The following is a 12,650-nucleotide window of genomic DNA, read 5'->3' on the forward strand; positions in this document are numbered from 1 at the left end:
ACGGGTAGGTCGAGCAACGGACCGTCCGTGGTCCACCGAGTAGGAGGAATGACATGAGTGCCACCGACAAGGCCAAGAACAAGGCCGAGGAAGTCAAGGGCAAGGCCAAGGAGAAGCTCGGCCACCTCACCGGCGATGCCGATCAGGAGCAGCGCGGCCGGACCGATCAGACCAAGTCCGATGTCAAGGACGCCGGCGAGAAGGTCAAGGACGCTTTCAAGCACTGACCGCCGAATGGACGTGATGCCGGGGCGCCGTAGCGGCGCCCCGGCTCATTCGTGATGGGCGGCCGCTAGTGGACGGACCAGTCGGGTCGGTTTCAGGCGGCCGCGCAAGGTCACCGATTCACCCGCCGCCCAATGCATTCGCTCGCGCGGGCCGGCCGCCGCGACCGTGGCGGCCGAGGTCAGTACCCGATCGGGTTCGGCCTTGGCGAGTTCGCACAGGCGGGCGGCCTCATTGACGGCATCGCCGATCACGGTGAACTCGTAGCGCTGATGCGCACCCACATTGCCCGCCACCACCCGGCCCGCGGCGACGCCGATGCTCGCGTCGATTTCGATTGCGCCGGTGGACAATCGGCGGCGGATGCGGCGGGCGGCGGTCAGGGCCGCACCGGCGGCATCCAGCAGCGGTGCGGGGGTGCCGAACACGGCGAGCGCGGCATCGCCTTCGAATTTGTTGAGCAGCCCGCCCTGCCGTTCCACCTCGTCGACGACGATGCCGAAGAATTCGTTGAGCAGCGCCACGATCTCGGTGGCGGGCCGGGTCGCGGTCATGGTGGTGGAGCCGATGATGTCGATGAACAGTGCGGCCGCGTCGGTTTCGATGCCGGTGAGTTCGGGCGGGCCGGCGAGGGCGGCCTCGGCGACATCGTGGCCGACATGGCGGCCGAACAGGTCCCGGACGCGTTCGCGCTCACGCAATCCCGCGACGGTGTGGTTGAAACCGCTTTGCAGTTCGCCCAGTTCGGTGCCGTCGTAGACGGTGACGGCCACTTCGAGGTCGCCGTCCTCGACGCGGCGCAGGGCATTGCGGACGCCGCGGATCGGGGCGACGGTGGCGGCGAGCGTCTGGACCTGCAACAGCAGGCCGAAGACCAGCGTGGCGCCGCCCAGGGCCAATACGCACACCGCGAGGCGGGCGGTGCTGACGTCGGCATCGGTGAGGGCGAGCACGCCGACCGCCATGAGCAGGGCGATCGGGGTGCCGGATCCGACCAGCCAGACCAGCACCGAGCGGCCGAAGACGCCGATGCCCCGGCGGCGGCGGGCGGTGCCGGCTTCCAGCACCCGGGCGGTCACCGGGCGCAGCGCGAATTCCGCGATCAGGTAGCTGTAGGCGCACACCACGATGGCGCTGAAACCCATGCCCAGCACGATCTTCGCGACGAAGGCCAGATCGTGGCGGGCGTAGAGCGGGGTGAGCACGGCCAGTCCGCCCAGCCACAGCGCGGCCTGCAGGAAGGTGAGCCGCCGGGGCACCGCGGTCGCGGCGGCCTGTTCGGCGGGGGTGGGAATGCGATCGGGATCGGTGGACCAGCGCAGCGTGCGCAGCGCCCACGCGGTGCCGATGGCCAGTCCGGCCAGGCTGGCGACCAGACCGTAGACGGGCGCGGCCACGAAGTTCAACAGCACCAGTTCCCGGGTCAGCACGCTCGGGCCGGGCAGCACGAAGGCGATCAGCACGCTCGCCACCGCGACGCCGATCATGTTCGCCACCACCACCGGAACGGTCAGCAGCACCTGCACCCGCACCCGCCGGCGCAGCGCGCCCTCGTCCGCGGGTCCGAGCCAGCGCGAACCCCACGGCTCGGGGCCCAGGGCTGCTGAGGTCACCTCGCTGTCGGCCACCTCAGCAGCGTAGGCCAGCGATCTTGGTCAATGCCGGTGGCTGGCCGGGCTGCGATGCGCCGGGCCGTGCGAGTCCTCGCAGTGCGCGTCGGCCGCATCCCCGACCTGCAGCAATTCGGGCGTCGCGTGATCGACCTGAAGGGTGGCGTGCTCGATGTGGAACTCGTCGTCCAGGAGTTTCGCCAGTTCGGTCCGGGCCTTGTGGCAGTCGCGGCCGGGTTCGACCAGCACGTGCGCGGACAAAGCCGGTGAGCCCGAGGTGATTTCCCAGATGTGCAGGTCGTGCACCTCGACGATGGAATCGACCGCCGCCATGGCCGCGCCGACCTCGGCCGGATCCAGATTCGCGGGGGCGGCCTCGAGGAAGATGCGGCTGGAGGCGCGGACCAGTTCGATGCCGGCCTTGACCATCAGCACGACCACTACCAGCGTCGCGATGCCGTCCGCCCGGGCGAAACCGGTGAGCAGGATGATCACGCCCGCCACCGCGGTGGCGATGAAGGCGAACAGATCGTTGAGGATGTGCTGGTAGGCGCCTTCGACATTGAGGCTGGTGCGGTTGGCGCGGCTGATCATCCAGCTGGCCGCCACGTTCACCACGATGCCGATCAGCGCGGTCACCAGCACCAGGCCGCCGGTCACCTCGGGCGGATCGATCAGGCGGCGGATGGCCTCGTAGGTGAGCCAGGCCGCCAGCAAGAGCAGCGTGAGGCCGTTGGCCTGGGCGGACAGGATCTCCGCGCGCTTCCAGCCGTAGGTCATGCGCCCGGCTGCGGGACGGGCGGCGAGCCGGATGGCCCACAGCGCCAGCACGATCGAAGCCGCGTCGGTGAGCATGTGCGCGGCGTCCGACAGCAGGGCCAGGGAGCTGGCCATGATGCCGACCACGACCTCGCCGAGCATGAAGACCACGATCAGCGCGAGCGCGCCCGACAGCCAGCGCTTGTCGCTGTCGGCGGTCGCGCCGTGTGAGTGCCCGCCGTGGCCACCGTGGCCGTGCTCGTGCGAATGTCCCGCGCCCATCCCTCGTCTCCTTCGTCAGACCGACGACCACCATATGCACGGATTGCTATCTATGCAATAGTTTGCCAGGGTACGAGCCGAGCGGCCGTTCCCGGCACGGGTAGGGTCGCCGACGTCGCTGTCCATAGCCGGCGGGCCCGCCCGTCACCGTTCGAAAGACTCGTGTCCATTGTCCCCGCATGCCTCCGATCCCACCCGTCGCGCCGTTCTGGGCGGCGCCGCCGGTCTCACCGTCGCGGCGATCGCGGGGTGCGGCCCCGGTCAGGCGGCCGAGCAGACCGACGAGGGCCCGTTCACGGTCGCGGCCGCGGATATCCCGGTGGGCGGCGGCAAGGTCTTCAAGGACCGGGCGACCGTGGTCACCCAGCCGAATCCCGGTGAGTTCCATGCTTTTTCGGCCAAATGCACGCATCGTGGCTGCCTGGTTCGCGATATCGCCAAGGGCAAGATCCTGTGCCCCTGCCACGGTAGCGCATTCGCCGTGGCCGATGGCTCGGTCGTGCTCGGACCGGCCGAACAGCCGCTCGCGGCCCGGACGGTGACGGTCGCGGGCGCGGAGCTGCGGATCTCCTGACAGCTCCGCCCCGCGCGCGGGGTCAGCGCAGTCGATGCCGGCCGCCGGGAGGGGTCTCCCCCGGCCAGACGCTGGGCACCGGCAATTCGAGGGTGGGGTGGTCCAGGACGCCCTTCAGATGCTCGAAGAAGGCGTCCACCGTGCCGTACCGAGCGAAGATCTCGCTCAGCAGTCGTTCCACATTCGAGGTCATGACCAGCTCGTCCACTGTAACCCCTTCTCCCGGAACCGATTCGGTAGAGACATCCAGTTCTTGCCCACGCCAGGATCACGTCCCGGTACCCGGGACCGCCGATCACTGTAACCAGGCGGACCCGATACTCCCCGGCACCACTCATGACGAATAGTGCCAACCATTCGGTTACAAAGAATCAGATCAGGGCGCGCTGCTTGTGCAGGCGGCGGCGCACGTCGGCCATCATCGACCGGGTGCCCGCGTTCCGGAGGAAACGCGGGATGAAGCGGTTCACGAATCCGACGAACAGGAAGAGGTTCTCGAACCGGCGCTGATCGAGAGCGCTCCACTCCACGCCCAGCTGCTGCCGGAAGTACGGCGGCAGGTAGCCCGCGGTGAGGAAGCGCAGCAGTCCGCCGAACACCACGCGCAGATACCAGTGGATCATGCGCAGATGCAGCAGGTCGTCGATGAAGGCCCGGATCTTGGCGTCGGCGGTCACTTCCCGGCACGCCCGGTTCCAGTACACGTCGAAGTCGGCGCGGGTGGCCGGCCACATCTGCTCGGTCACCTGCAAGGTGGTGCCCAGGGTCGAGGAGGTCGAATAGAACGCCTCGGCCTGTTCGGCGTTCATCTTGCCGTTGAGCAGCTGATAGGAATCCTCGAAGCCGATGTACAGGCAGGCCGCGACCCACAGCTGCAAGTCACGGTCGAAGGCGTTGTACTTCACCGCCGCGCCCGGCTCGGACCGCACCTGCCGGTGCGCCACGTTCACCGCTTCCCGGAACGCCAGCTTCTCCTCGGGCGTACCGAGAATGGCGACCGCGAGATAGGAAGCGGTGGTGCGCAGGCGCTTCCAGGGGTGCACCATGAGCGCCCCGGATTCCACCTTGCTGTCCGCGACCCCGTGCCCGACGCCCGGACGGGCCATCTGCATGGCCACATTCGCCGCCGCCCCGGAGAACTGCCAGAAGTCCAGGGCGTCTTCGAGTTTCGGGAGCCTTTTCGTGCCGGTGCGATGAATGCCCGGAATGTGGATGCGCGTCTGCTCGAGGGTCAGCGGCGGGTGCCCGCCGGGCCCGGACGAATCGATGGGCTGCGCTGCCGCCGATGTCATGTGGATCCTTTCTCAGGGTGGCCATCGGCTATGTTACTCAAGATTCTCGCTCTTCAGAACCCATTTCCGGGGAAAACAATGCGAAAGTCGGCGCCTGCGCCGGGGCGGTCGAGGAGTTGGATCCGGGCGTCGTGGGCGGTGAGCACGGCGGCCACGATGGCCAGGCCCAGGCCGGAACCGCCGGTGCGCGAGCGGGCTTCGTCGGCGCGGTAGAAGCGGTCGAAGACGTGCGGGGCCTTGTCCGGGGGAATGCCGGGGCCGTCGTCGGACACCTCGATGAGGACGCAGTCGGAACCGGCGGGGAGGTCCGCGCCGGTTTCGGCCATCACTTCGGCGGGCGGCGGTTGCGGGGCGCGGGTGACGCGCACGTCGATGCGCGCGGTCGCGGGGGTGTGGACCAGGCCGTTGCCGACGAGATTGGTCAGCACCTGCCGCATGCGGTTCTCGTCGCCGACGACGTAGACCGGACCCTCCGGAATATGCACGCGGACACTGCGTTCCGGATGCCTGGCCAGGGCGTCGCGCACCACTTCGTCGGCGACGGCGGCGATATCGAACTCGGTCAGATCCAGGGGTCGCTGCTCGTCCAGGCGGGCCAGCAGCAGCAGGTCCTCGACCAGCACGCCCATCCGGATGGCCTCGTTCTCGATACGGCGCATCATCATGGCCACCGCGTCCGGGTCGGCCGCGCCGCCGTGCCGATACAGTTCGGCGTAGCCGCGGATCGAGGTCAGCGGGGTGCGCAGTTCGTGCGAGGCGTCGGCGACGAAAAGCCGCAGCCGCGACTCGGATTCCGCGAGCCGGCCCATGGTGGTGGACAGTCGTTCCAGCATCACGTTGAAGGCGGTGCCGAGTTTGCCGACCTCGGTGTGGTTGTCGGTCTGCTCGACCCGGCGATCCAGCTCCCCGGCGGCGATGGCGTCGGCGGTGTGCTCGATGCGCGAGAGCGGGCGCAGCCCCACCCGCACCAGCCAGGCCGCCACCGCGACCATGAGCACCAGCAGCCCGGCGCCCGCGGCCAATTCGATGGTGCGCAGTTCCCGGATGGTCGCGTAGTAGCCGTCCAAGGGCATGATCACCGCCGCGGTGCCGCCCTCGGGCTGGAAGTCGTTGGCGGGCTGGGTGAAAGTGCGCACCCGCCAACGGGATTCGCTGCCGGTCTCGCCGACAGTGAGCAGTTCATCGCCCCGGTCGGTCACCGATGCCCGGTCCATGGGCGGTATTTGCACCGGTGCGGTGCCGATGCCCAGGCGGCCCAGTTGCTTTCCGGCATTGTCGAAGAACAGGATTCGGAAGGTCGAGGGCAGACCGGCCTCGTCGTCGCCGGAGCTCGGGGGCGGCACCGGCGGGCGATCGGTCACCGACAGGTCGCGGGCCACCACGTTCAGCTGCCCGTCGATGCGGGACATTTCCGAGCGGGCCAGCATGGCGATGCCGAGCACCCCGAATCCGATCAGCCCGGCGACGGTGATGGCCAGCACCGCGACCAGCAGCCGGGTGCGTAAGGTCCAGCGCCGCAATCTCATCGGGACTCGTCGGGCGCGCGCAGGGTGTAGCCGACGCCGCGCACGGTGTGGATCAGCGGCGGGCGATCGGCGTCGAGTTTGCGACGCACCTGGCTGATGAACGATTCCACCGCCCGGTCACTGCGGGCCTCGGTGGCCGAACCCCACACCCGGTCCAGGATCTGCGCCTTGCTGACCACCGTGCCCGCATTGACCAGGAGGTAGCGCAACAGGCTGAATTCGGTGGCGGACAGCACGATCGGCGTGCCGGCCCGGTGCACGGTGTGGGCGCCGGCGTCGAGCACTACATCGGCGTAACGCAGCACGTCGGCGGGTTCGGCTTCCGAGCCTTTCGTTCGGCGCAGGATGCCCCGCAGACGCAGGATCACCTCCTCGAGGCTGAACGGTTTGCTGACGTAATCGTCGCCCCCGGCATTCAGGCCGGCTATCCGGTCCTGCACCGCATCCCGGGCGGTCAAGAACAGCACCGGCACATTATTGCCCGAATCCCGCAGCCGCCGCGCGACCGCGAAACCATCCATATCCGGCAGCATCACGTCCAGCACCACCACGTCCGGCCCGTGCGCGGCCGCCGCCAGCGCCGAGCGCCCGTCCACCGCGGTGCGCACCTCGAAGCCGTTCATCCGCAGCGCGGAGGTGAGCAGATCCAGGATGTAGGGCTCGTCATCGACCACCAGAACGGTCGGCGCGGCGGCTGGGCGATCGATCACGGACCTCACCATAGACACACCGGGCCATGGCTTGCCTGGAGGTAGCTGGGCGCGCCCGCGGTCGATCCGGCGCAGTGCGTCGAGGACGCCGCCGCTGCCCCGGTCAGCGGGGCAGACTCACTGTGAAGGTGGCGCCCTTGCCGGGTTCACTGTGTGCGGCGACCGTGCCGCGGTGCGCGGCCACCAGGGCGGCGACGATGGACAGGCCCAGGCCGGTGCCGCCGCTGGCTCGGGTGCGGGAGGCGTCGCCGCGGTAGAAGCGTTCGAACACCCGGCTCGCGTCCGCCGGTAGCCCTGGGCCTTCGTCGGCGACCTCGATCCGGACATGATCGGGAAAAGGGGTCAGCCGCACCGTGATCGACGCCTCGGCGGGGGTGTGGGTGAGGGCGTTGCCCACCAGGTTGGCCAGGATCTGGCGGAGGCGGGCTTCGTCGCCGGGGATCTGGAGCGAGCCCTCACCCGCGCGGACCTCGAGTTCGATGGAGCGTTCCGGGCCGGTGTCCGAGTCGTCGCGGTGGGCCGCGAGCGCGCGGGCGTTGTGCACGGCGTCGCCGGCGATCGCCAAGAGGTCCACCGGTTTTCGATCGAGCGGGCGCTGGGCGTCGAGGCGCGCGAGCATGAGCAGATCCTCGACCAGCACACCCATCCGGGCGGCCTCGCCCTCGATGCGTGCCAGTACCGACGCGGCATCGGTGCTCGCGCCCTGCCGGTACAGCTCGGCGAAACCGCGAATGGTGGTGAGCGGGGTGCGCAGTTCGTGGCTGGCGTCGGCGACGAATTGCCGCATGGTCTGCTCGGATCGGCGCGCGGCTTCCTCCGAGGCCTCGGTCGCGGCCACCCCGTGCTGGATGCGCGTGAGCATTTCGTTGAGCGAACGCGCCAGATGATCGACCTCGGTATCGACCCCGCGCACCGGTACCCGCCGATGCAGATCCCCGCCCGCGATGGCGGCGGCGGTGTCCTCCACCTCGCGCAGCGGGCGCAGGGTATGCCGCACCACCAGGTACCCACCGACCGCCAGGATCAGCAGAGCCGTTGCGCCGGTGCCGAGTTCGAAGTAGATGAGCCGCGACACCGTCTGCTGGTTCTCCGACAGCGGCAGCCCGATGGTGGTCGCGCCGTACTCGTTGGTGGTGGTCAGCACCCGCCATTTGGTGCTGCCGCCGATCGAGTCCACGGTCGTCGGCGCCGGCGAGCCGTGCCCGGCCAGATCGGGCAGCGATCCGCTCTTGTTGCCCGGAATCTCCGAATACGTCTGCCCGCCAGGGCCTTTGCGCAGTTCGTAGAAGCGCCGCGGCTGATCCGAGGCCGACTTCACCAGATCCGGGGGCGTCGGCGCGTCCGCCGGCACCCAGAAGGTCCGCCCGTCGTCGGCGGTCAACTGTTTCATCTGCCGCGGCTGCGCCCAGGTGCGGGCGGCATCGTAGAGCTGCTCGTCGGTGCGCTCGGTCAGCGACCGCGACAGCGCCGAGGTCAGCGCGACGCCGGAGGCCAGCAGCACCACGGTGGCCAGCGCCACCATCGCCACCACCAGTGCGATGCGCAGCGGCATTGCCGAAATCCGGCGCGCCACCGCGGATTTCACGGTCACGGACGACCCGGCCGCGGCGGGCGCAGCGTGTAACCGACACCGCGCAACGTGTGCAACAGCTTGGGCTCCCCGGTGTCGATCTTGCGGCGCAGATACGACACATAGGATTCGACCACCCCGGCATCGCCGCCGAAGTCGTAGTGCCACACGTGATCCAGGATCTTGCGCTTGCTGAGCACCTTGCCCGCGTTCAGCATGAAGTAGCGCAGCAGCGTGAACTCGGTGGGCGACAGGGAGACCGGCTGCCCGGCCTTCCAGACCTCACGGCTGTCGTCGTCCAATTCGATATCACCGACGCACAGGCGCGGGGAGCCGCCCGGCTCGGCGACGCCGTGTGCGCGCCGCAGCACCGCGCGCAGCCGGGCGATCACCTCTTCCAGGCTGAACGGTTTGGCCACATAGTCGTCCGCGCCGAGCGAGAGCCCGGTGAGCCGGTCGTCGACGTCGTCGCGCGCGGTGAGGAACAGCACCGGCACGTCGACGCCGTCCGAGCGCAGCCGGCGCAGCATGCCGAACCCGTCCATGCCCGGCATCATGACATCCGCGATCAGCGCGTCGGGGCGGAAGCCGCGCACCTTGTCCAGCCCGTCGGCCCCGGACACCGCGGTCGCGACCTCGAAGCCCTGGAATCGCAGGCTCGCCGCCAGCAGGTCCACGATCATCGGTTCGTCGTCCACGACGAGGATGCGCGCCTCCGGATTTTCATTGCCCATACCACCATGGTGAGCGGCCGACACCCCGCGCCACCTCCGAGCCGGCTGGGCGTTTGCTGTGAACCGGCCGGGCGCGCGGCGGGCGGATCGGCATGGCGTAGGCCATAATTCGACATCTTCGTGAGCCGGCTCATAGTATTTCGAAACACAACTGGTTCACTATCGAGGTTCTCATGCGACGACGCCGCCTGCTCGCCACCCTGAGTGCCCTGGCCACGGTCCTGGGCACCGCGACCATTTTCGCCTCGGCGCCCAGCCGTGCCGAAACCGATTGTCCCGCACTGTTCGTCGTGGCCATTCCCGGTACCTGGGAGACCAGTATGGACGGTCACACGCATGCGACGCCGGGCATGCTGTCGTTCGTCACCCGCGGCCTGCCGGACTCCATCCGGACCAACTACGTGAACTATCCGGCGACCGCCTTTCCGTGGGAGACGGGCGTGTACGGGCGGTCCAAGGCGGAGGCGATCGGCAATGCCCGGGCCATGATCGCGTCCATCGCCGACTCCTGCGCGGAGACCAAGATCGCGCTGCTGGGGTACAGCCAGGGCGCCGACGCGGCGGGCGATCTCGCGGCCGAGATCGGGACCGGCGAGGGCGTGGTGCCGCCGGACCGCATCGCCGCGGTGGGGCTGATGTCGGATCCGCGCCGCTCCCCCACCGATATTCAGATCGGACCGGAGACGCCCGGCGCGGGCGCGGGCGGCGCGCGTCCCGGCGGATTCGGGCTGCTGGCCGATCGGGCGCGCACCATCTGCGCGGTCGGCGATCTCTATTGCGCCACCGCCACCGATGATTTCGTGACCCGCTTCGCCGGATTCGTCGCCCAGCTCTCGGATCCGACGCTCACCGAGCTCTGGCGCTACGAGATGGAGGCGGGCACCCTGATCACCGACCTGCGCAATGGCGGCGGCATCGTGCGGATGTTGCAGACGCAGTTCTCGGCCGAGGCCAATCAGGAACGCATCGCGATGTTCGAGGAGTTCTACAGCTCCCGCGTGCACACCAACTACCCCAGCTACGACGTCGGCGGCGAGACCGCGACGAAGTGGCTGCACAACTGGTTCGCGGGACTGGCGGTGTGCCTCGAACCCAGCATTCCGACCGAACCCAGCGAGCCGAGCGAACCTACGGAGCCGAGCGAACGCACCGCCCTCAGCGGGTCGTGCGGGTGAGGAATTCCTGAGCGAGGGCGCGGTATTGGTCCGCGCCCGAGGAGCGCGGCGCCCAGGTGGTGATGGGCTCCCCCGCGATGGTGGCGTCCGGGAACCGGACCGTGCGGGAGATGGCGGTCTCGTAGACGGCGTCGCCGAACACCTCGATCGCCCGGTCGCGGACCTGACGCGAATGCAGCAGCCGCCCGTCGTACATGGTGACGACGATGCCGTACAGCGCCAGCTTCGGATTGAGGCGATCGCGGACCTTGTCCATGGTGTCGGTCAGCAACGCCAGCCCGCGCAGTGAGAAGAACTCGCATTCCATCGGAATGATGACGCCGTCGGCGCAGGCCAGCGCATTGATGGTGAGCAGGCTCAGCGACGGCTGGCAGTCGATGAGGATGTAGTCGTAGCGCTCGCGCACCGGTTCCAGCACCCGGCGCAGCGACTGTTCCCGGCCGACCTCGTTGACCAGCTGGATCTCGGCGGCCGAGAGGTCGATATTGCTGGGCAGCAGGTCCATTCCGGGCACCGAGGTTTTCATCAGCACCTCGTCGATGCCGGGCGCGGCGGGACCGAGCAGGTCGTAGATGGTCAGGTTGAGGTCGTTGACCGCCACCCCGAGCCCGGCCGAGAGCGCGCCCTGCGGATCGATGTCGACGAGCAGGACCCGCTGGCCGGATTCCGCAAGCGCGGCACCGAGATTGATGGTCGAAGTAGTTTTTCCGACGCCGCCCTTCTGGTTGCAGAGTGCGACGATCTGCGCTTCGCCATTGTTTGCCGACATGTCGCCAGAGTAGTCGCATGACACGCCAGCCTTGCGACACGCCGGTTGGGGTGTCGCTCACGAGATCGGCGTGGCGGCGGCGCGTTCCGCCGGAGTGGGTCCGGTGTGAACTTCTGTAAAGATGGCCACATGGTTGCCACCATGCTCTCGATCGCCGTCGCCCTCATCGCCTGGGCATTGCTCGCGGCCAAGCTCGACGCCTGGCGCATCAGTCCGCCGATGGTGGCGGTCGCGGTCGGAGTGATCGTGGGCCTGACCGCGCGGGAGAGCATCGGCGAGACCCTCGATACCGAGGTGATGTTGCACGCCGCCGAAATCGTGCTCGCGGTACTGCTGTTCGTCGATGCCACCGAGGTGCGCGGCGGGCTGCTCGGGCGAAATCCGAACGCGACGCTGCGGCTGCTGCTGCTCGCCCTGCCGTTGAGCCTGGCGGCCGCGGTCGGGGTCGGCCTGTGGCTGCTGCCCGGATTCGGCTGGGCGGTGCTGCTGGTGGTGGCGTGCGTGGTCATACCCATCGATTTCGCGCCGGCCGCGGCGGTGCTGCGGGACAGGCGGATTCCGGTGCGGGTGCGCAATATCCTGAATGTGGAGAGCGGCTACAACGACGGCATCGTCTCCCCCATCATCATTTTCGCGCTCATCCTCGCGGGCGATCTGACCCAGGATCAGACGCCGCTGAGCGCCCTGGGCACCGCGGGACCGGCGGCCCTGAAGGCGATTCTGGTCGGCGCGGGCCTCGGTGCGGCACTGGCGTTTCTGGTCAATCGCGCCGATTCCGCAAGACTGATGACCGCGCAGGCCAAGCGGGTCGTCCTGGTCGCCGCACCGCTCGGCTCGTTCGCGCTCTCATCCGGCCTGGGCGGCAACGGCTTCGTGGCGGCGTTCGTGTGCGGGCTGGTGTTCCGGCGGGTCCGGCGCGAGGAGGCGCACCTGCGCGAACTCGAACTCATCGACGATGTGGGCTTCCTGCTCACCATGATGATGTGGTTCGTCTTCGGCACCGTGGTGGTCTACACGCTGTGGCTGGGCGCGCCGTGGCGGATCTGGGTGTTCTGCGCCCTCGTGCTGACCGTGCTGCGCTTCGTACCGGTCGTGCTGTCGCTCATCGGCACCAGGCTGACCTGGGTGGAGGACGCGCTGATCGGCTGGCTCGGCCCGCGCGGCACCACCTCGATCGTGTTCGGGCTGCTGGCCTTCAACAAGCTCCAGCGCGACAATGCCGAACTGGCCATCACCGCCATGGTGATCACCGTGCTGGGCAGCGTGGTCATGCACGGCATCGGCGCGCCGCTGGCGGTGCGCGGCTATCGCCGCCGGATCGCGACCCGGACCTGAGCGGCTGACAAGGGATATTCACAGCGCGGCGGGGTATGGCGGCAACAACACCGACAGACCCCGGGCGGATCCGATCCCGCCGGGCCGGA

General features: G+C 68.9%; 13 protein-coding genes. 4 read left to right on the forward strand and 9 right to left on the reverse strand.

Annotated elements, in window-relative coordinates:
- Positions 1-53 precede the first annotated feature (53 nt).
- Positions 54-227 carry a CsbD family protein gene (locus LTV02_RS15960; protein ID WP_233040742.1) on the forward strand — a complete coding sequence of 58 codons (174 nt, stop codon included), beginning with the start codon at positions 54-56 and terminating at the stop codon, positions 225-227.
- A gap of 45 nt (positions 228-272) precedes the next feature.
- On the opposite strand, the gene LTV02_RS15965 is transcribed toward LTV02_RS15960, so the two are convergent.
- Both LTV02_RS15965 and LTV02_RS15970 read right to left on the reverse strand, forming a co-directional pair.
- Complete coding sequence (locus tag LTV02_RS15965; protein WP_233040743.1) at positions 273-1,853, reverse strand: adenylate/guanylate cyclase domain-containing protein; 1,581 nt, start codon at positions 1,851-1,853, stop codon at positions 273-275.
- 27 nt (positions 1,854-1,880) lie between these two features.
- Positions 1,881-2,876, reverse strand: coding sequence for a cation diffusion facilitator family transporter (locus LTV02_RS15970; RefSeq protein ID WP_233040744.1), 996 nt, complete (start codon positions 2,874-2,876; stop codon positions 1,881-1,883).
- A 169-nt stretch (positions 2,877-3,045) separates the two neighbouring features.
- On the opposite strand from LTV02_RS15970, the gene LTV02_RS15975 reads away from it, so the two are divergent.
- Positions 3,046-3,450 (forward strand): Rieske (2Fe-2S) protein, encoded by a 405-nt coding sequence (locus tag LTV02_RS15975; RefSeq protein WP_233040745.1) that lies wholly within the window; start codon positions 3,046-3,048, stop codon positions 3,448-3,450.
- A 22-nt stretch (positions 3,451-3,472) separates the two neighbouring features.
- Here LTV02_RS15975 and LTV02_RS15980 read toward each other — a convergent pair whose 3' ends face one another.
- The 6 genes from LTV02_RS15980 to LTV02_RS16005 all read right to left on the reverse strand — a co-directional run bounded on the left by LTV02_RS15980 (position 3,473) and on the right by LTV02_RS16005 (position 9,282).
- The gene (locus tag LTV02_RS15980; RefSeq protein ID WP_067714168.1) at positions 3,473-3,658 is read right to left on the reverse strand and encodes a hypothetical protein; all 186 of its coding nucleotides are present in this window, start codon (positions 3,656-3,658) and stop codon (positions 3,473-3,475) included.
- Between the two features lie 163 nt (positions 3,659-3,821).
- Positions 3,822-4,742, reverse strand: a complete 921-nt coding sequence (locus LTV02_RS15985) for an oxygenase MpaB family protein (protein ID WP_233040746.1) — start codon at positions 4,740-4,742, stop codon at positions 3,822-3,824.
- A 53-nt stretch (positions 4,743-4,795) separates the two neighbouring features.
- A complete protein-coding gene (locus tag LTV02_RS15990) occupies positions 4,796-6,268 on the reverse strand; it encodes a sensor histidine kinase (RefSeq protein WP_233040747.1) in 1,473 nt (490 codons plus the stop codon).
- Positions 6,265-6,990 carry a response regulator transcription factor gene (locus tag LTV02_RS15995; RefSeq protein WP_408639366.1) on the reverse strand — a complete coding sequence of 242 codons (726 nt, stop codon included), beginning with the start codon at positions 6,988-6,990 and terminating at the stop codon, positions 6,265-6,267. Before LTV02_RS15995 ends, LTV02_RS15990 begins: the two co-directional genes overlap by 4 nt.
- Positions 6,991-7,081: 91 nt before the next feature.
- On the reverse strand, positions 7,082-8,530 hold the full coding sequence (locus tag LTV02_RS16000; protein WP_269821647.1) for a sensor histidine kinase: 1,449 nt from the start codon (positions 8,528-8,530) through the stop codon (positions 7,082-7,084).
- 35 nt (positions 8,531-8,565) lie between these two features.
- The gene (locus LTV02_RS16005) at positions 8,566-9,282 is read right to left on the reverse strand and encodes a response regulator transcription factor (protein ID WP_233040748.1); all 717 of its coding nucleotides are present in this window, start codon (positions 9,280-9,282) and stop codon (positions 8,566-8,568) included.
- A gap of 173 nt (positions 9,283-9,455) precedes the next feature.
- Here LTV02_RS16005 and LTV02_RS16010 point away from each other — a divergent pair, with 173 nt between their 5' ends.
- Positions 9,456-10,457, forward strand: coding sequence for a cutinase family protein (locus LTV02_RS16010; RefSeq protein ID WP_233040749.1), 1,002 nt, complete (start codon positions 9,456-9,458; stop codon positions 10,455-10,457).
- On the opposite strand, the gene LTV02_RS16015 is transcribed toward LTV02_RS16010, so the two are convergent.
- Complete coding sequence (locus LTV02_RS16015; RefSeq protein WP_408639367.1) at positions 10,438-11,250, reverse strand: ParA family protein; 813 nt, start codon at positions 11,248-11,250, stop codon at positions 10,438-10,440. The two genes, LTV02_RS16010 and LTV02_RS16015, sit on opposite strands and share 20 nt — an antisense overlap.
- 105 nt (positions 11,251-11,355) lie before the next feature.
- Here LTV02_RS16015 and LTV02_RS16020 point away from each other — a divergent pair, with 105 nt between their 5' ends.
- Positions 11,356-12,561 carry a cation:proton antiporter domain-containing protein gene (locus LTV02_RS16020; protein WP_233040751.1) on the forward strand — a complete coding sequence of 402 codons (1,206 nt, stop codon included), beginning with the start codon at positions 11,356-11,358 and terminating at the stop codon, positions 12,559-12,561.
- Positions 12,562-12,650 lie beyond the last annotated feature (89 nt).

The sequence above is a fragment of the Nocardia yamanashiensis genome (assembly GCF_021183565.1).
In the GTDB taxonomy this organism is placed as follows: domain Bacteria; phylum Actinomycetota; class Actinomycetes; order Mycobacteriales; family Mycobacteriaceae; genus Nocardia; species Nocardia yamanashiensis.

Excerpts from the sequence above, each read along its gene's own strand:
- LTV02_RS15960 (WP_233040742.1), top strand. The coding sequence starts at position 54 with ATGAGTGCCACCGACAAGGCCAAGAACAAGGCCGAGGAAGTCAAGGGC.
- LTV02_RS15970 (WP_233040744.1), bottom strand. The coding sequence starts at position 2,876 with ATGGGCGCGGGACATTCGCACGAGCACGGCCACGGTGGCCACGGCGGG.
- LTV02_RS15985 (WP_233040746.1), bottom strand. The coding sequence starts at position 4,742 with ATGACATCGGCGGCAGCGCAGCCCATCGATTCGTCCGGGCCCGGCGGG.
- LTV02_RS15990 (WP_233040747.1), bottom strand. The coding sequence starts at position 6,268 with ATGAGATTGCGGCGCTGGACCTTACGCACCCGGCTGCTGGTCGCGGTG.
- LTV02_RS15995 (WP_408639366.1), bottom strand. The coding sequence starts at position 6,990 with ATGGTGAGGTCCGTGATCGATCGCCCAGCCGCCGCGCCGACCGTTCTG.
- LTV02_RS16000 (WP_269821647.1), bottom strand. The coding sequence starts at position 8,530 with ATGCCGCTGCGCATCGCACTGGTGGTGGCGATGGTGGCGCTGGCCACC.
- LTV02_RS16005 (WP_233040748.1), bottom strand. The coding sequence starts at position 9,282 with ATGGGCAATGAAAATCCGGAGGCGCGCATCCTCGTCGTGGACGACGAA.
- LTV02_RS16010 (WP_233040749.1), top strand. The coding sequence starts at position 9,456 with ATGCGACGACGCCGCCTGCTCGCCACCCTGAGTGCCCTGGCCACGGTC.
- LTV02_RS16020 (WP_233040751.1), top strand. The coding sequence starts at position 11,356 with ATGGTTGCCACCATGCTCTCGATCGCCGTCGCCCTCATCGCCTGGGCA.